This window comes from Pseudomonas sp. GW460-LB5 (assembly GCF_059423245.1).
The window spans coordinates 54,093-70,190 of sequence record NZ_JBWKXT010000019.1; the positions used below are offsets into that span (position 1 = coordinate 54,093).

A 16,098-nucleotide genomic window follows, 5' to 3' on the forward strand; every position below is an offset into this window, starting at 1 on the left:
CCCGCGAAAGGGCCAGCACAGGCAGCATCATTGTCTGGGAAACAGCCCATTCCCACACCGGGAACAGAACGCCGCCCCATGCTCATGCGTCTTCTTGTGACACGTCGGGCAATCATGCTGCAACTGCTCCCCGCGCATGGCATTGGCCAGTTCGGCGGTAAAGATGCCGGTCGGCACAGCAATGATCGAGTAACCGGTAATCATCACCAGCGACGACAGCACCTGCCCAAGCGGCGTCTTTGGCACGATATCGCCAAAGCCCACGGTGGTGAGGGTGACGATGGCCCAGTAGATGCCCTTGGGGATGCTGGTAAACCCATGTTCCGGGCCTTCGATCACATACATCAGCGTGCCGAACACCGTTACCAGGGTCGATACGCTGACCAGGAACACGATGATCTTCTGCTTGCTACCGCGCAGCGCCTCCATCAGGTAGTTGGCCTGCTTGAGGTACGGGCTGAGCTTGAGCACGCGGAAGATCCGCAGCATGCGTATCACCCGGATGATCAGCAGGTACTGGGCGTCGCTGTAGTACAGGGCGATGATCCCGGGGACGATCGCCAGCAGGTCGACCAGGCCATAAAAACTGAAGGCATAGCGCAAGGGCTTGGGCGAGCAGTACAGGCGGGTGATGTACTCGGCCAGGAAAACGGCAGTAAAGCCCCATTCGATGGCCGCCAGCACGCCGGAGTAGCCCTGGTGCACTTCGTCAATGCTGTCGAGGATGACAGTGACCAGGCTGGCCAGGATGATCAACAAGAGGATTTTGTCGAAGCGGCGACCGGCTACGGTGTCGGTCTGGAAGACCATGATGTAGAGGCGTTCGCGCAGGGATAGCGGAGGGGACATGGTTTGTGTTCCGAAAACGAAGCAGTGAGCCTAGAGGGTCTTTGCCCAAGGCTGCAACGAATGAGCTGTTAAAATTGCTAGTTTTCCGGATCGGATTGGCTGGACCAGAATAGCTTAGGGTCAGGGGGCATGAGGCGAGTATGTAATGAACAATGGACAGTTACCCGAGCAAATCGCTGTCGAGGGTGGTCAGGCGAAGTGGATACGGTCATACACAGCTTATGGGTATTCACTGAATTGGCCGATTCCTTCAGTAGGTTTCAATGGCGAAAGGCACGATGGTACCTTGCAAGCCTATGCGCTGGGCAATGGCCACCGATTTTATAGCCCCATTTTTATGCGCTTTCACAGCCCGGATGGTTTAAGCCCTTTTGGGCAGGGTGGGCTGAATGCTTACTGTTATTGTGAGGGTGATCCGATAAACAGCTCTGACCCGTCAGGTCAGATGAAAAGTATGAAAACTGGGCTAACTGCTGAGTTTAAGCGCTTAGGCATACCGAGCGCTTTCAAACCGGGAGTGAAGAAACATTTCGAGAACAGGTCTGAAGCTTACAGCTTGGGTATTGGTAATGCTGGATACGAGATTTCCAAAGGGAAGGATGGACGGTTTACGGTGGCGAAGGTTGCTGGTCTGGGCGCTACTCGGAAACAGTTGGAGCGATCTCAAGCGGACAATGCTCGCCTTCAAGAACAGAATCTAGCGCTGCAGAGGAAGATCGATGAGCAGCTAGCGCTACGCCGTCTTCCGAAGCCTCTTCATCCTCTACCTCCGCCCTCGCGACCGCCCCCACTTCCGCCCCGGGGCCTACCAAAGAGGATGTCCTCGGCACCCGATCCAGCCCCCATTAGGCAGCCGTCAGAGACGGAGTGGATACCTGCAGCCCCCAGTCAGTTCGGTAATTGATGTGAGCTGTCTTTCTGTGTCCTGTGACCTAGGTGACCCGCTACATGCATCAGCCAACAGGCGGCGACAAAGGGCGCGGTCAGGCCAGGAACCGGCAGCAGCTTGAATAGCGGTTGCAGCAGCAAGGCCAGGGCAATCGCCAGCAGCGTCACCCACGGCTTTTCACCTTGTCTGCTGAAGGCCAGTGCCGCCAAGGCTGCGTTGAAACCGTATAGCCCCAACCAGGCACCTTGCGCCTGATCGGCGAGCAGCGCCACACCGCCACCGATGGCCGAGCCGATCACAGCCCACATTGCCGCATAGGGGTTGGCAATGAACATGCCGACAATGATCAGCAAGCCGGCCCAGGGCTGGTCGAGCAGGAAGATCTGACCCACACCACGCGCCAGGGCCTGCAGCGGGTCGGCTTCGACGAAGCCGCTGGGGGCGGGGCTGGTGATCAGCAGGGTGGCCCAGCCCAGCAGCACAAACGGCGCGGTGTAGGCGATCAGCAGTTTGCCGCCGCGCTTGCGCCACTGGTGGGTAATGATGCTGGACAGCCCGCCGGCAGCGATGATCAGCGGCGGCAGCATGACCGACCAGGGCAACACGGCGCTGATCAGGATGCCGATCAGCACGCCGTTGTAGCAGTACAGCCCGGCCTGGCGGTCGGCGCGGTCGTAGCCGCGGGCCTGGGCGGTGAGCAGGCCGGCCAGGGCGCCGAGCAGGGCGCCGCCGACCAGGTCGGGCGCGGTCAGCAGGATGGCCAGCAGGCAGCACAGGCCGCACAGGGGGTTGCGCAGCAGCAGCACCTGGCTGAAGCCGTTGAGTAACGCCGTGGCCCAGTCAGGGCACGGGTTGACGAAATTTTTGGTGTACATGGGGCAGTCAGTGAGGTTGATGGGGGAGCGGTGGGCCTCTTTGGGCCTCGTTTTTCCGCAGGTTTGTTGTCGTGGTGCAAGGGGAGGGCTTTGCCCTCCATTCGCGGGGCAGGCCCGCTCCCACAGGTAAAGCGCTTTCCTTGGGACAGCGGCGTACTTGTGGGAGCGGGCTTGCCCCGCGAAAGGGCCTTTGGATCAGATCAAAGTCTCGATCCGCAGCGTGTTAGTCGAGCCTGGCTTGCCGAAAGGCACACCGGCAGTGATCAGCAGCGTGTCGCCACGGCTGGCCATGCCTTGCGCCTGGGCAATCTCCAGGGCGGTGGAAACCACTTCGTCCACCTGACGCAGGCGGTCGTTGACCACCGAATGCACGCCCCAGGCCACGCTGAGGCGGCGCGCGGTGTTCAGGTTCGGTGTCAGGTTGAGGATCGGTGCCCGTGGCCGCTCGCGTGCAGCGCGCAGGGTCGAGGCGCCTGACTCGCTGTAGTTGACCAGCACCGCCACCGGCAGGATGCCGCTGATGCGGCGGATGGCGCAGCTGATGGCGTCCGACACGGTGGCCTCGGCTTTTGGCCGGCCAACGTCGAGCTGGGCCTGGTAGTCCGGGCCGTTTTCCACCTGGCGTATGATCTTGCTCATCATCTGCACGGCCTCCAACGGGTAGTCACCCGAGGCAGTCTCAGCCGACAACATGACCGCATCGGCACCTTCGGCCACGGCGTTGGCCACGTCGGTGACTTCGGCCCGGGTCGGCGCTGGGGAGAAACGCATGGACTCGAGCATCTGCGTGGCCACCACCACCGGTTTGCCCAGCTGGCGGCAGGTGCTGATGATGCGCTTCTGGATTTGCGGCACGCTTTCGGCCGGCACTTCCACGCCAAGGTCACCGCGGGCCACCATGATTGCGTCTGCCAGTTCGGCGATGGCTTGCAGTTGTTCGACTGCCGACGGCTTCTCGATCTTGGCCATCAGGTAGGCACGGTCGCCAATCAGCTGGCGGGCTTCAACGATGTCCTCAGGGCGCTGTACAAACGACAGGGCCACCCAGTCCACGCCCAGTTCCAGGCCAAAGGCCAGGTCGCGGCGGTCCTTTTCGGTGAGCGGGGACAGGTCGAGTACTGCTTGCGGTACGTTGACGCCCTTGCGGTCGGACAACTCGCCACCGTTCAGCACTTCAGTGTCGATTGCGTCGTTGTGCTTGGCGGTGACGCGCAGGCGCAGCTTGCCGTCGTCCAGCAACAGGTCCATGCCGGGCTCAAGGGCTGCGATGATTTCAGGGTGTGGCAGGTTGACCCGACGGCTGTCGCCCGGGGTCTTGTCCAGGTCCAGGCGCAGGGCCTGGCCGCGTTGCAGCTGCACCTTGCCTTCAGCGAAGCGGCCCACGCGCAGCTTCGGCCCCTGCAGGTCCATGAGGATACCCAGCGGGTAGTTCAGTTGCTGCTCCACTTCGCGGATCCACTGGTAACGCAGGGCGTGGTCAGCGTGTTCGCCGTGGCTGAAGTTGAGGCGGAAGATGTTCACCCCGGCTTCGACCAGTTGGCGGATGTCGTCGATGCCGTTGATCGCAGGGCCGAGGGTGGCGAGGATCTTTACTTTTTTATCAGGCGTCATGATTGGGCAGTCTCGAGGATCAGGATGGCGCGGAAGTCGTTGACGTTAGTGCGGGTCGGTTCGGTGACGATCAGCGCATCCAGCGCGGCGAAATAGCCATAGCCGTTGTTGTTGTCCAGCTCGTCGCTGGCCGACAGGCCCAGGGCCTCGGCGCGGGCGTAGCTGCCTGGGGTCATGAAGGCACCGGCGTTTTCTTCCGAGCCATCGATGCCGTCGGTGTCGCCGGCCAAGGCGTATACACCTGCGAGGCCTTTCAGGCTTTCAGTGAGGCTGAGCAGGAACTCGGCGTTGCGCCCGCCACGGCCATTGCCGCGTACGGTCACAGTGGTTTCGCCGCCTGACAGGATCACGCAGGGTGCCTTCAGTGGCTGGCCATGCTGGACGATCTGCCGGGCGATACCGGCGTGCACCTTGGCCACCTCGCGTGATTCGCCTTCCAGGTCGCCGAGGATCAGCGGGCTGAAACCTGCCTGTCGGGCTTTTACCGCAGCGGCTTCGAGCGATTGCTGGGGTTTGGCAATCAGCTGGAAGTGGCTGCGAGCCAGGGCCGGGTCATCGGCCTTGACGGTTTCCGAAGCCGGGTTGTTCAGCCAGTCGATGACTGCTTTGGGCGCTTCGATGTTGTAGCGTTTCAAAATAGCCAGGGCGTCAGCCGACGTGCTCGGGTCGGCCACGGTGGGGCCAGAGGCGATCACGGTGGCAAGGTCGCCCGGTACATCGGAAATGGCATAGGTGTAGACCGTGGCCGGCCAGCAGGCCTTGGCCAGGCGGCCGCCCTTGATCGCCGAGAGGTGCTTGCGCACGCAGTTCATCTCGCCGATGGTGGCGCCGGATTTGAGCAGTGCCTTGTTGATCTGTTGCTTGTCGGCCAGGGTAAGGCCCTCGGCCGGCAGTGCCAGCAGGGCGGAACCACCGCCAGACAGCAGGAAGATGACGCGGTCGTCTTCATTGAGGTTGCTGACCAGCTCCAGCACGCGCTTGGCTACCGCCAGGCCGGCGGCGTCGGGGACCGGGTGGGCGGCTTCGACCACCTCGATCTTCTGGCAGTTGGCGCCGTGGCCGTAACGGGTCACGACCAGGCCGGAAACTTCGCCCTGCCAGCTTTTCTCGACCACTTCGGCCATGGCGGCTGCGGCCTTGCCGGCGCCGATGACGATGACCCGGCCGCTACGGTCGGCGGGCAGGTAGGGTTCGAGGACTTGGCGGGGGTGGGCGGCAGCGATGGCTGTGTCGAACAGCTCGCGGAGAATTTTTTGCGGATCGACCGACATGGCAGGCTCCCAGTTATTGTTGTTCTGCAAAACCAAAAACGCCCCTGGAACTGCCTCCGTGCAGGCCGAACCAGGGGCGGGTGTTGCTCGGTGCTCCCGCTGAACCTGTGGTCGCAGGTTCAGCGGTGTTGGCTTCTTCGCGCCGAACCGCCGCGAAGAGGCCGGTACGGTCTACAACTTACTTGTCGCCGCGGATCGAGAAGTTGGCCATGTGCTCCAGGCCTTTGATCAGCGCCGAGTGGTCCCAGTTACCGCCACCCAGGGCCTGGCAGGTGTTGAACACTTGCTGGGCATTGGAGGTGTTGGGCAGGTTGATGCCCAGTTCCTTGGCGCCTTGCAGGGCAAGGTTCAGGTCTTTCTGGTGCAGGTTGATGCGGAAGCCTGGGTCGAAGGTGCCTTTGATCATGCGCTCTGCGTGCACTTCGAGGATTTTCGACGAAGCAAAGCCGCCCATCAGTGCTTCACGCACCTTGGCCGGGTCGGCGCCGTTCTTGGCGGCAAACAGCAGGGCTTCGGCCACGGCCTGGATGTTCAGGGCAACGATGATCTGGTTGGCAACCTTGGCGGTCTGGCCGTCACCGTTACCACCCACGCGGGTGATGTTCTTGCCCATGGCTTCGAACAGCGGCAGGGTGCGCTCGAAGGCTTTCGGGCAGCCACCGACCATGATGCTCAGGGTCGCGGCCTTGGCGCCGACTTCACCACCGGACACCGGGGCGTCCAGGTAGGCTGCGCCGGTTGCCTTGATTTTTTCGGCGAACGCTTTGGTGGCGGTAGGCGAGATCGAGCTCATGTCGATCACGACCTTGTTCGGGCCCACGCCTTCGGCAACGCCGTTTTCACCGAACAGTACGGCTTCCACCTGCGGGGTGTCCGGCACCATGACGATGATGAATTCGGCTTCCTGGGCAACTTCTTTCGGGTTGGCCAGGGCCACTGCACCGGCGGCGATCAGGTCGGCTGGCGCGGCGTCGTGGTGGGTGGAAACGAACAGGCTGTGACCTGCTTTTTGCAGGTTTTGGGCCATGGGCTTGCCCATGATGCCGGTGCCGATGAAACCGATTTTAGCCATGATAATGTGCCTCTTATATTTGTTGATACCTGACTGCGGGGCTGCCACAAAACCCTGTGGGAGCGGGCTTGCCCCGCGAATGTGATCGGTCAGGCAATGGAGGTGTCTTTGCGGGCGCTTTCGCGGGACAAGCCCGCTCCCACATGGGTTTTCAGCCAGCCCAGGCCCGCTTCGGTGGTGGTCTTGGGCTTGTACTCCGCGCCCACCCAGCCCTGGTAGCCAATGCGGTCCAGGTGCTCGAACAAGAAGCGGTAGTTGATTTCGCCAGTACCAGGCTCGTGACGGCCCGGGTTGTCGGCCAGCTGAATGTGGTTGATCAGCTGCAGGTTGGTTTCCATGGTGCGAGCCAGGTCACCTTCCATGATCTGCATGTGGTAGATGTCGTACTGCAGGAACAGGTTGTCACTGCCCACTTCAGCCTGGATTTCCAGCGCCTGCTGGGTGGTGTTCAGGTAGAAGCCCGGGATGTCGCGGGTGTTGATCATTTCCATGACCAGACGAATACCGGCAGCCTTGAGCTTGTCGGCGGCGTAGCGCAGGTTCTCCACGAAGGTCTTGCGCACGGTGGCGCAGTCCGGGCCTTGTGGGCGAATGCCGGCCAGGGCGTTGACCTGGGTATTGCCCAGCACCTTGGCGTACTCGATGGCCTTGTCGACACCGGCACGGAACTCTTCGATGCGGTCGGGGTGGCAGGTGATACCGCGCTCACCCTTGGCCCAGTCGCCAGCAGGCAGGTTGAACAGCACCTGGGTCAGGCCGTTGGCTTCTAGCTGCTGCTTGATGTCGGCAGCGCTGAAGTCATACGGGAACAGGTATTCGACGCCGCTGAAACCAGCATCGGCGGCAGCCTTGAAGCGGGCCAGGAAGTCCTGTTCGGTGAACAGCATGGACAGGTTGGCAGCGAAGCGAGGCATGAGTTGTCTCCTTGCGTTGAAGGCCCCCAGGGCGTGCCTGGGGGCGTCAGGCGATCAGTCCAGCATCGAGATGGCGGTTGGCGCGTCGTTGCCGACCAGCGCCAGGTCTTCGAACTCGTTGACCGCGTTGATCTCGGTGCCCATGGAAATGTTGGTCACGCGCTCGAGGATCACTTCGACCACGACCGGCACGCGGAACTCTTCGGCCATCTTCTGTGCCTTGAGCAGGGCAGGGGCGATCTCAGCCGGCTCGAATACGCGAATGGCCTTGCAGCCCAGACCTTCGACCACTGCAACGTGGTCGACACCGTAGGTGGCGGCGTCGGTCGAGTTGATGTTCTCGAACGCCAGTTGTACACAGTAATCCATGTCGAAGCCACGCTGCGCCTGACGGATCAGACCCAGGTAGGCGTTGTTCACCAGTACGTGGACGTACGGCAGGTTGAACTGCGCGCCAACTGCCAGTTCTTCGATCATGAACTGGAAGTCGTAGTCACCCGACAGCGCGACCACCTTGCGTTTCGGGTCTGCTTTCACTACACCCAGTGCGGCAGGAATGGTCCAGCCCAGCGGGCCGGCCTGGCCGCAGTTGATCCAGTGGCGTGGCTTGTAAACGTGCAGGAACTGCGCGCCGGCAATCTGCGACAGACCGATGGTGCTGACGTAGGTGGTGTCCTTGCCGAATACCTGGTTCATCTCTTCGTACACGCGCTGCGGCTTGACCGGCACGTTGTCGAAGTGGGTCTTGCGTTGCAGGCTGGCTTTGCGCTGCTGGCAGTCTTCCAGCCAGGCAGCACGGTCTTTCAGTTTGCCAGCGGCTTTCCACTCGCGGGCCACTTCCAGGAACACGTCCAGGGCCTTGCCGGCGTCGGACACGATACCCAGGTCCGGGGTGAATACGCGGCCGATCTGGGTCGGTTCGATGTCGACGTGCACGAACTTGCGGCCTTCGGTGTAGACATCGACGGAGCCGGTGTGGCGGTTGGCCCAGCGGTTACCGATACCGAACACCAGGTCGGATTTGAGCAGGGTGGCGTTGCCGTAGCGGTGCGAAGTTTGCAGCCCGACCATGCCGACCATTTGTGCGTGGTCGTCCGGGATGGTGCCCCAGCCCATCAGGGTCGGGATTACCGGTACGCCGGTCAGTTCGGCGAACTCAACCAGCTTGTCGCTGGCATCGGCGTTGATGATGCCGCCACCGGCTACCAGCAGCGGACGCTCGGCGTCGTTGAGCAGGGCCAGGGCTTTTTCAGCCTGTACGCGAGTGGCGGACGGCTTGTTGACGGCCAGCGGCTCGTAGGCGTCGATGTCGAATTCGATTTCGGCCATCTGCACGTCGAACGGCAGGTCGATCAGTACCGGGCCTGGGCGGCCGGTGCGCATTTCATAGAAGGCCTTCTGGAAGGCGTAAGGCACCTGGCCTGGCTCCAGAACGGTGGTTGCCCACTTGGTCACCGGCTTGACGATGCTGGTGATGTCGACGGCCTGGAAGTCTTCTTTGTGCAGGCGTGCACGCGGGGCCTGGCCGGTGATGCAGAGAATCGGGATGGAGTCGGCCGAGGCGCTGTACAGGCCGGTGACCATGTCGGTGCCGGCTGGCCCGGAAGTGCCGATGCACACGCCGATGTTGCCCGGGTTGGCACGGGTGTAGCCCTCGGCCATGTGCGAGGCACCTTCGACGTGGCGAGCGAGGACGTGATCGATGCCACCGACTTTCTTCAGGGCCGAGTACAACGGGTTGATGGCAGCCCCTGGGATGCCGAACGCGGTATCTACACCTTCACGGCGCATGACCAGAACGGCTGCATCGATTGCTCTCATTTTGCTCATGGGTTGTGCCTCATCGATTTTGTAATTGTATACAACTTGCTTTGCGATAGAGTGTATTCACGGCTGGCGGCTCAGGTCAATGGGTTTTCATCGGGTGGGCCAGGATTCGTCAGAGCGGCCGTGAAAACGGCTATTTGCGCCATCGCATACGATCGTTTCAAAATATTGTATACAAAAATGCCTTTCGTTGTGTTCTATTTGCCCTATCGGTTTTCAACTGCCCTCAGGGCTTCTCACAACAAGAAGAGGACCTTTCCATGAACGTCTTGAACCTGAAAGTCGCTGTCAGCCTGGTGAACGCCGCACTGGCGGCGGGCCGCAAGATCAATGCCGCGCCACTGACCGTGGCGGTGCTGGATGCCGGCGGGCACCTGCTGGCGCTTCAGCGTGAGGACGGCGCCAGCCTGATCCGGCCTGAGGTGGCCACTGGCAAAGCCTGGGGGGCGATTGCCCTGGGCAAGGGATCGCGCTTGCTGGCGCTGGATGCGCAGCAACGGCCGGCGTTTTTTGCCGCATTGAACGGGATGGGCGAGCGGCCGGTGGTGCCGGCGCCGGGGGGCGTGCTGATCCGTGATCAGGACGGCAAGGTGCTGGGTGCGGTAGGGATCAGCGGCGATACGTCGGATATCGACGAGCAGTGTGCAATCAGTGCAATCGAGGAGGTGGGTATGAAGGCGGATGCGGGTGTAGCAGCCTAAATCGCTGTGGCCTGATCTGGCCACAGCGCCGGCAAGCCAGCTCCCACAGGTACACCACAGTGATCAGGAACTGTGGAAATCCTGTGGGAGCTGGCTTGCCGGCGATTGGGCTGCAAAGCAGCCCCACTGGCCCTGTCAGGCTGCTTCAGGCTCACAGCCTTTCAAGACCATGCGGATGATGGTCTCGGCTGCCGCGTCATAATCGCTGTCGGCCAGCTTGGCCTTGCCGGTCACCGCAGAAATCTGCCAGTCAAAATCTGCATAGGTCTGTGTCGCCGCCCAGATGCTGAACATCAGGTGGTGCGCATCCACGTGGGCGATCTGCCCGCGGTCGATCCAGCGCTGGATGCACTCGATGTTGTGCCGGGCCTGTTCGTTCAGCTGCTCTACCTGGTTCGGCGACAGGTGCGGGGCGCCGTGCATGATCTCGCTGGCAAAAACCTTGGAGGCGTGTGGCAGGTCGCGCGAAATGCGGATCTTCGAACGAATGTACGCACTCAATACTTCCTTCGGGTCGCCGTCGGCATTGAACGGCGTCGACGCCTGCATGATTGGCGCGATGATGCTTTCCAGGACCTCGCGGTAGAGGTTGTCCTTGGACTTGAAGTAGTAATACACGTTCGGCTTGGGCAGGCCGGCCTTGGCCGCGATATCGCTGGTCTTGGTGGCGGCGAAGCCCTTGTCGGCGAATTCCTCGCTGGCCGCGCGCAGGATCAGTTCCTTGTTGCGCTCGCGAATGGTGCTCATGGTCAGGGATCTTCCTCGTGTCTGGCCACCTCTAAGAGGGATCGGGCATGGTAGCACCGGGCTCGACGGGCGCTCAAGGCAGCGGCTTTGGGCTAGAATCCGTGGCACACACTTATCGGGATACAGGCAAACATGGCAGGAAGCAGTCTACTGGTACTGATCGACGACATCGCCACGGTGCTTGATGACGTCTCGCTAATGACCAAGGTGGCGGCAAAAAAAACTGCAGGTGTGCTGGGCGATGACCTGGCGCTGAACGCTCAGCAGGTTACCGGTGTGCGTGCCGAGCGGGAGGTCCCGGTGGTGTGGGCGGTGGCCAAGGGGTCATTCGTCAACAAGGCAATCCTGGTGCCGGCGGCGCTGCTGATCAGCGCGTTCATTCCGTGGGCAGTGACGCCGCTGTTGATGATCGGTGGTGCCTACCTGTGCTTCGAAGGCTTCGAGAAGCTGGCGCACAAGTTCTTGCACAGCAAGGAAGAGGACGACGCGCAGCACAAGGCGCGAAAGGAAGCCGTGGCTGATGCCAATGTCGACCTGGTGGCCTTCGAGAAGGCCAAGATCAAGGGCGCGGTGCGCACCGACTTCATCCTGTCGGCCGAGATCATTGCCATTACCCTGGGTACCGTGGCCGATGCGCCGCTGAGCCAGCAGATCATCGTGCTGTCGGGCATCGCCATCGTCATGACCATCGGCGTATACGGGCTGGTGGCGGGTATCGTCAAGCTCGATGACCTGGGGTTGTGGATGACCCAAAAGGCGTCTAGCGTGACCCAGGCCGTCGGCAACGGCATCCTGCGGGCTGCGCCCTACATGATGAAGAGCCTGTCGGTGATCGGCACGGCGGCGATGTTTTTGGTCGGCGGTGGGATTCTGGTGCATGGCATCGAGCCGCTGCATCACGCCATCGAAGCGTTCAGCGAGGGGCGCGGTGGCGCCCTGACCGGGGCGCTGCTAAACGGTCTTGTCGGGGTGGTGGCCGGTGCCGTGGTACTGGCGGTGGTAGCGATTGCCGGCAAATTGTGGCGGGCGATCCGGCCGGGCACATGAGGCTGCAGGGCCGGGGCTTTGCCCACAAGTACACTGCAAACCTCAGAAACAGCTTTAACCCTGTGGCAGCGGGCAAGCCCGCGAACACCGGCAAAGCCGGTGCCATATACCGCGTTGTTGGCTCACGGGTTTATTGTTCTACCACCGCACCTTGATCCTGTGGTTTCCAGGCCAGCAGCCCTTTGCTGAAGTCGTTTGCCGCACTCTGGTAGTACGCGATAGCCCGGCGGATCAGCGGGTTGTCGCTGGTGGCTGCCATTTCCCGGCTGTTGCCCAAGGCATCCTGGTGCACCCGCATGCCGCCGCGTGGGCTGAGGATCGCCAGGTCCTTGCCGTCGAACAGCCCCAAGTGCTGGTAGTTGCCGATCAAGACCCGTGGCGGCAAGGCATCCTCACCCAACAGGTCGCGGCCAAAGAAGGTTGAGGTGTAGCTGAGGTTGAGCAGGCCGAGCAAGGTCGGTGCAAGGTCGATCTGGCTGGCCAGTTGTGCGTCTTCGCGCGGGGCGATCAGTTTGGGTGCATAGATCCACAGCGGAATCTGGTAATTGCTCACCGGCAAGTCTTCCACGCCGGCGCTACCGGCGGTGTGGTCGGCGACGAAGACGAACAACGTATTGTCAAACCACGGCTTGCCCTTGGCCTCGCGCAGGAACTGGGCGATGGCATGGTCGGTGTACTTCACGGCACCTTCGCGGCCGTCGCCCGAGGGGATGTCGATGCGGCCGTCCGGGTAGGTATAAGGGCGGTGGTTGGAGGTGGTCATCAGTTGTAGCAAGAACGGCTGCTGCTTGGCATGGTCGGCATCGGCCAGTTTCAGCGCCTGCCGATACAGGTCTTCATCGGCCATGCCCCAGGCATTCTTGAAGCCGATTTCGCTTTCATCCACGCTGCTTTGGTCGACGATGCGGTAGCCGTTGCCGCTGAAGAAGGCGTTCATGTTGTCGAAGTATCCGCGCCCACCATAGACGAACACGGGGTCATAGCCGACTGCAGCCAGTTGCTGGCCGAGGCTGCCGTAGCCGCTTTCACGGCCGATGCGTTTGACAATGGAGCGCCCCGGCGTTGGCGGAATCGACAGGGTAATGGCCTCCAGGCCGCGATCGGTACGGGTGCCGGTGGCATAGAAGTTGTTGAAGTACAGGCTCTCGCGGCGCAAGGCATCCAGGTTGGGCGTGAGGTTGCGCGGGTCGCCGTTGCTGCCCATGTACTTGGCGCTGAAACTCTCGATGGTGACCAGGATGATGTTGGGCTTGCGTGGCTCGCCGCTGGCGCTGATGTGGCGGCGAATGTCCTCGGGCTCGCTGGCCTGGAACCGTGCGTTGGGCTCGGCCAGTTCCTGGTGCATCTGCGCACCGGCTTGTGCTGCGTCGAGGCTGGCATAGAACTGGGTGTAGTCGAGTTCGTTGTTACGGAACGCGGCAAAGAACTGATACGGTCCGTTACTGGCCAACTCGCGCTGGTAGGCATTGCCGCCCTGGCCGCGGGGGAACTGCTGGTCGACCAGCAGCGCGCTCAACCCGCCTAGCACTGCCAGCAGCGCAATACCGCCCAGGCGCTGGCGCAGGTTGGCGCTGGGCGCTGCCAGCGCCCGGGCCAGTGGTTTGTGCAGGATCAGGGCAAGCAGCACCGCAACCACGGCAATACAGCCCAACAGGGTCGGTAGCGGGTAGGACTCGCGGATGTTGTCCAGCACCTCCTTGGAGTACACCAGGTAGTCGACGGCGATGAAGTTGAAGCGTACCCCGAACTCGTCCCAGAACAGCCACTCGGCCACGGCGACGAACAGCATCACGAACAGGCTGACAACCAGCACCCCGCTCATCAGCCGGTGGTGCCAGCGTGTGCGCCACAAGGCGGCCGGGCACACTGCCAGGTACAACCCCAGCGGCAGTGCGGCGTAGGTGAGGAAGCTCAGGTCGTAAAGGGCCCCACTGAAGAGCAGTGAGAGGTAGTCGCCATGGACTTCATCCAGATGGGTAGCCAGCAATATCAGGCGGGTCAGCAGGAAAATGCCAAACCACAGTGAGCAAACTAACAGAAGATACCGCCAGGGGGCGGTGAGGGAGGTGCGCATTAAGTAGGCCTGTTTTCTTTTTTTGAATGCAGAAGACAAGCATGCTAAAGGGCGGAGTGCAAAAAATTTGTCAAAACAGAGGGGGCTATTGTGCTATTTGATGTGTTGTTGATTGTCCTGATGCTGTGTTTTTTTAAGGCGAGACTTAATGCAATTAAGAACTATCTGAATCCGCTGTAGGAAATTACTTACATGATGCGCATGGAATTGCACGTGACAACGCGTTAAAAATACAACGCGCTGTCACGTTTCAGCGCATCAGAAGTGCACTTTTACCAGGAAACTCATGGTGTTCTGGTCGGTGGTAAAGGCATCGCTGTCCTTGATGCCATATTTGTTTTTCCAGTAGTCGTATTCCACACCCACATACAGTTGTTTCTCGCCCAGGTGCAGCGCCTTGCCCAGGTCATACTTGATCTGCGGGTTGAAATGCAGGTTGGCGTGGTAGGTACCGCGGCGGTTTTCGTCGTTGTCCACCACCCAGTCCATGAAGCCATCAATCAGCACATCGGAATCGCCCACCGGGATGGTGTACGACCATACCGGGGTGATCTGCCATACGTTGTCGCCCGCGCGGCTGCCGTCGGTGGTGCGGTTGTAGAAGTTCAGCTGGAAGTAGTCGAAGCCGGGAATGGCCAGGTCGAAACCTGGGCCGATCAGGTACGACTCGGTGTCACCCTCGCCAAACTCGTAGGTCATCGCCAGCAGCACATCCTTGACCGGGCCGAACTCGACCTTCTGGTCGAAGATCTTGTTGAACGACAGGCGTGGGCTGATCTCACCGTAATAGGTGTTCGGGCCGTTGCCGGCATCTTTCTGGCCTTGGTAGAAGATCTTGTCGACAAAGATGAAGTTGTCGCCGTACTTCCAGCCATCGGCGTGTTCGAACGTGACGGTTTGCTGAATGGCCGGGTTGACCTTGAAGTTCTTGCCCCACAGGTAAGTCAGGCTGTTGTTCTGCCATTGCAGCAGGTCGCCGCCGAAGGTGGTGCCGCAGGCCAGCAGGCCGCCGGCGAGGATCAGGCTGTTGATGGTACGCATTGCGAGTGTCGCTCCCTTGATTGATCTGTTGTCAGCGCTCGTTGATGGCGCTTTTGTTGTCTTGCGAGTCAGCTTTTTTCGATAGGCCACAGCTGTTTGGCAAGGGTTGGGCCAACTTTTCCGGGTTGGCAAAACCTTCCTGCTCGACTTCGTTCTGAACGGATGAAAAGGGTCTTTCAGGCTGGCAACACGTTGGCCAACCGCCCGTATTCATTGACTGAGCGGTCAGTAAACGCAGGCAGAATCCGTTCTGCCCTGATCGAGGGGGCGCGCAGATTACTGGCTTGCGCGCCGCGCCTCAAGTGCTCCGTCCTGGAGCGTGCTGTATCAAACTTGTGCGTTTGGTCAGCTTCTTAGAAGTGTACTTTGATTAGCGCACTGGCGACACTCTGGTTGCTCTCCAGGTTGCCGCGGCTATCGATGCCATATTTGTCCTTCCAGTAGCTGTACTCAAAGCCCACGTACAGCTGCTTGGCGCCCAGGTTCAGCGCCTTGCCCAGGTCGTATTTGACCTGCGGGTTGAAGTGCAGGTTGGCGTGGTAGGTGCCCCGACGTGTCTGGTCGTTGTCGGGGACCCAGTCCATGTAACCGTCGATCAGAATGTCCGACCTGCCCACCGGGATGGTGTAGGACCAGCCGGGGGTGATCTGCCAGACGTTGTCGCCTGGGCGGCTGCCTTCGGTGTTGCGCACGTAGAAGTTGAGGGTGAAATAGTTGAAGCCGGGGATGTTCAGGTCAAAGCCGGGGCCGATCAGGTAGGCTTCGTTGTCGCCTTCGCCCCGCTCGTAGGTCATGGCCAGCAGCACGTCCTTGATCGGGCCGAAGGCCAGCTTCTGGTCGAAGATCTTGCCGAACGACAGGCGCGGGCTGAACTCGCCGTAGTAGGTGGTCACGCCTTTGCTGGCGTCGGCTTTGCCGTTGTAGAAGATCTTGTCGACGAACATGAAGGTGTCGCCGTACTTCCATTTGTTGGCGTGCTCGAACGTGATGGTCTGTTGGATATCAGGGTTGACCTTGAAGTCCTTGCCATACAGGTATGTCAGGCTTTCGCCATGCCATTGCAGCCATTCGCCTGCATGCGAGGGTAGGGTGGCCAGCAGGCTGCTGCCCAACAACAGGGACGTGGTGATGCGCTTCATGTTGTGATTCCCGGACTTATTGTTTTTGTTGGCGGTTTTTT

General features: G+C 60.9%; 14 protein-coding genes. 3 read left to right on the forward strand and 11 right to left on the reverse strand.

From position 1 onward, the window contains the following. Positions 1–27: 27 nt before the first annotated feature. The gene (locus AC07XM_RS13855) at positions 28–849 is read right to left on the reverse strand and encodes an ion transporter (RefSeq protein ID WP_016488379.1); all 822 of its coding nucleotides are present in this window, start codon (positions 847–849) and stop codon (positions 28–30) included. Positions 850–994: 145 nt separating this feature from the next. Between AC07XM_RS13855 and AC07XM_RS13860 the strand changes: the two genes are divergently transcribed. Continuing rightward, positions 995–1,753 (forward strand): RHS repeat-associated core domain-containing protein, encoded by a 759-nt coding sequence (locus AC07XM_RS13860; protein WP_102688974.1) that lies wholly within the window; start codon positions 995–997, stop codon positions 1,751–1,753. On the opposite strand, the gene AC07XM_RS13865 is transcribed toward AC07XM_RS13860, so the two are convergent. The 6 genes from AC07XM_RS13865 to gcl all read right to left on the reverse strand — a co-directional run bounded on the left by AC07XM_RS13865 (position 1,738) and on the right by gcl (position 9,311). Then, entirely contained in the window at positions 1,738–2,613 is an 876-nt protein-coding gene (locus tag AC07XM_RS13865; protein ID WP_016488378.1) for an urea transporter, read from the reverse strand. The two genes, AC07XM_RS13860 and AC07XM_RS13865, sit on opposite strands and share 16 nt — an antisense overlap. 195 nt (positions 2,614–2,808) lie before the next feature. After that, positions 2,809–4,224 carry a pyruvate kinase gene (pyk, locus tag AC07XM_RS13870; protein WP_016488377.1) on the reverse strand — a complete coding sequence of 472 codons (1,416 nt, stop codon included), beginning with the start codon at positions 4,222–4,224 and terminating at the stop codon, positions 2,809–2,811. Then, positions 4,221–5,495, reverse strand: coding sequence for a glycerate kinase type-2 family protein (locus AC07XM_RS13875; RefSeq protein ID WP_024717675.1), 1,275 nt, complete (start codon positions 5,493–5,495; stop codon positions 4,221–4,223). The genes pyk and AC07XM_RS13875 overlap by 4 nt, the downstream gene beginning before the upstream one ends. Positions 5,496–5,673: 178 nt before the next feature. Beyond that, positions 5,674–6,567 carry a 2-hydroxy-3-oxopropionate reductase gene (locus tag AC07XM_RS13880; RefSeq protein WP_016488375.1) on the reverse strand — a complete coding sequence of 298 codons (894 nt, stop codon included), beginning with the start codon at positions 6,565–6,567 and terminating at the stop codon, positions 5,674–5,676. 89 nt (positions 6,568–6,656) lie between these two features. Next, positions 6,657–7,481 carry a hydroxypyruvate isomerase gene (hyi, locus tag AC07XM_RS13885; RefSeq protein ID WP_016488374.1) on the reverse strand — a complete coding sequence of 275 codons (825 nt, stop codon included), beginning with the start codon at positions 7,479–7,481 and terminating at the stop codon, positions 6,657–6,659. A 54-nt stretch (positions 7,482–7,535) separates the two neighbouring features. Next, positions 7,536–9,311, reverse strand: a complete 1,776-nt coding sequence (gene gcl / locus AC07XM_RS13890) for a glyoxylate carboligase (protein WP_016488373.1) — start codon at positions 9,309–9,311, stop codon at positions 7,536–7,538. A gap of 257 nt (positions 9,312–9,568) precedes the next feature. On the opposite strand from gcl, the gene AC07XM_RS13895 reads away from it, so the two are divergent. Continuing rightward, a complete protein-coding gene (locus tag AC07XM_RS13895; RefSeq protein ID WP_016488372.1) occupies positions 9,569–10,009 on the forward strand; it encodes a GlcG/HbpS family heme-binding protein in 441 nt (146 codons plus the stop codon). Positions 10,010–10,144: 135 nt separating this feature from the next. On the opposite strand, the gene AC07XM_RS13900 is transcribed toward AC07XM_RS13895, so the two are convergent. After that, the gene (locus AC07XM_RS13900; RefSeq protein WP_010955036.1) at positions 10,145–10,756 is read right to left on the reverse strand and encodes a TetR/AcrR family transcriptional regulator; all 612 of its coding nucleotides are present in this window, start codon (positions 10,754–10,756) and stop codon (positions 10,145–10,147) included. 132 nt (positions 10,757–10,888) lie between these two features. Here AC07XM_RS13900 and AC07XM_RS13905 point away from each other — a divergent pair, with 132 nt between their 5' ends. Beyond that, positions 10,889–11,803, forward strand: coding sequence for a DUF808 domain-containing protein (locus AC07XM_RS13905; RefSeq protein ID WP_016488371.1), 915 nt, complete (start codon positions 10,889–10,891; stop codon positions 11,801–11,803). A 130-nt stretch (positions 11,804–11,933) separates the two neighbouring features. Here the strand turns inward: AC07XM_RS13905 and AC07XM_RS13910 are convergent, their stop codons facing one another. From AC07XM_RS13910 to AC07XM_RS13920, 3 genes are all read right to left on the reverse strand, one after another. Further along, positions 11,934–13,877: an LTA synthase family protein gene (locus AC07XM_RS13910; RefSeq protein ID WP_016488370.1), complete on the reverse strand. Its 1,944-nt coding sequence runs from the start codon at positions 13,875–13,877 to the stop codon at positions 11,934–11,936. 258 nt (positions 13,878–14,135) lie between these two features. Then, the gene (locus tag AC07XM_RS13915) at positions 14,136–14,918 is read right to left on the reverse strand and encodes an outer membrane protein OmpK (RefSeq protein ID WP_016488369.1); all 783 of its coding nucleotides are present in this window, start codon (positions 14,916–14,918) and stop codon (positions 14,136–14,138) included. A 353-nt stretch (positions 14,919–15,271) separates the two neighbouring features. After that, positions 15,272–16,057, reverse strand: a complete 786-nt coding sequence (locus tag AC07XM_RS13920) for an outer membrane protein OmpK (protein ID WP_023047851.1) — start codon at positions 16,055–16,057, stop codon at positions 15,272–15,274. Positions 16,058–16,098: the final 41 nt, after the last annotated feature.

Excerpts from the sequence above, each read along its gene's own strand:
- AC07XM_RS13895 (WP_016488372.1), top strand. The coding sequence starts at position 9,569 with ATGAACGTCTTGAACCTGAAAGTCGCTGTCAGCCTGGTGAACGCCGCA.
- AC07XM_RS13900 (WP_010955036.1), bottom strand. The coding sequence starts at position 10,756 with ATGAGCACCATTCGCGAGCGCAACAAGGAACTGATCCTGCGCGCGGCC.
- AC07XM_RS13915 (WP_016488369.1), bottom strand. The coding sequence starts at position 14,918 with ATGCGTACCATCAACAGCCTGATCCTCGCCGGCGGCCTGCTGGCCTGC.
- AC07XM_RS13865 (WP_016488378.1), bottom strand. The coding sequence starts at position 2,613 with ATGTACACCAAAAATTTCGTCAACCCGTGCCCTGACTGGGCCACGGCG.
- hyi (WP_016488374.1), bottom strand. The coding sequence starts at position 7,481 with ATGCCTCGCTTCGCTGCCAACCTGTCCATGCTGTTCACCGAACAGGAC.
- AC07XM_RS13860 (WP_102688974.1), top strand. The coding sequence starts at position 995 with ATGAACAATGGACAGTTACCCGAGCAAATCGCTGTCGAGGGTGGTCAG.
- gcl (WP_016488373.1), bottom strand. The coding sequence starts at position 9,311 with ATGAGCAAAATGAGAGCAATCGATGCAGCCGTTCTGGTCATGCGCCGT.
- AC07XM_RS13910 (WP_016488370.1), bottom strand. The coding sequence starts at position 13,877 with ATGCGCACCTCCCTCACCGCCCCCTGGCGGTATCTTCTGTTAGTTTGC.
- AC07XM_RS13855 (WP_016488379.1), bottom strand. The coding sequence starts at position 849 with ATGTCCCCTCCGCTATCCCTGCGCGAACGCCTCTACATCATGGTCTTC.
- AC07XM_RS13920 (WP_023047851.1), bottom strand. The coding sequence starts at position 16,057 with ATGAAGCGCATCACCACGTCCCTGTTGTTGGGCAGCAGCCTGCTGGCC.
- pyk (WP_016488377.1), bottom strand. The coding sequence starts at position 4,224 with ATGACGCCTGATAAAAAAGTAAAGATCCTCGCCACCCTCGGCCCTGCG.
- AC07XM_RS13875 (WP_024717675.1), bottom strand. The coding sequence starts at position 5,495 with ATGTCGGTCGATCCGCAAAAAATTCTCCGCGAGCTGTTCGACACAGCC.
- AC07XM_RS13880 (WP_016488375.1), bottom strand. The coding sequence starts at position 6,567 with ATGGCTAAAATCGGTTTCATCGGCACCGGCATCATGGGCAAGCCCATG.
- AC07XM_RS13905 (WP_016488371.1), top strand. The coding sequence starts at position 10,889 with ATGGCAGGAAGCAGTCTACTGGTACTGATCGACGACATCGCCACGGTG.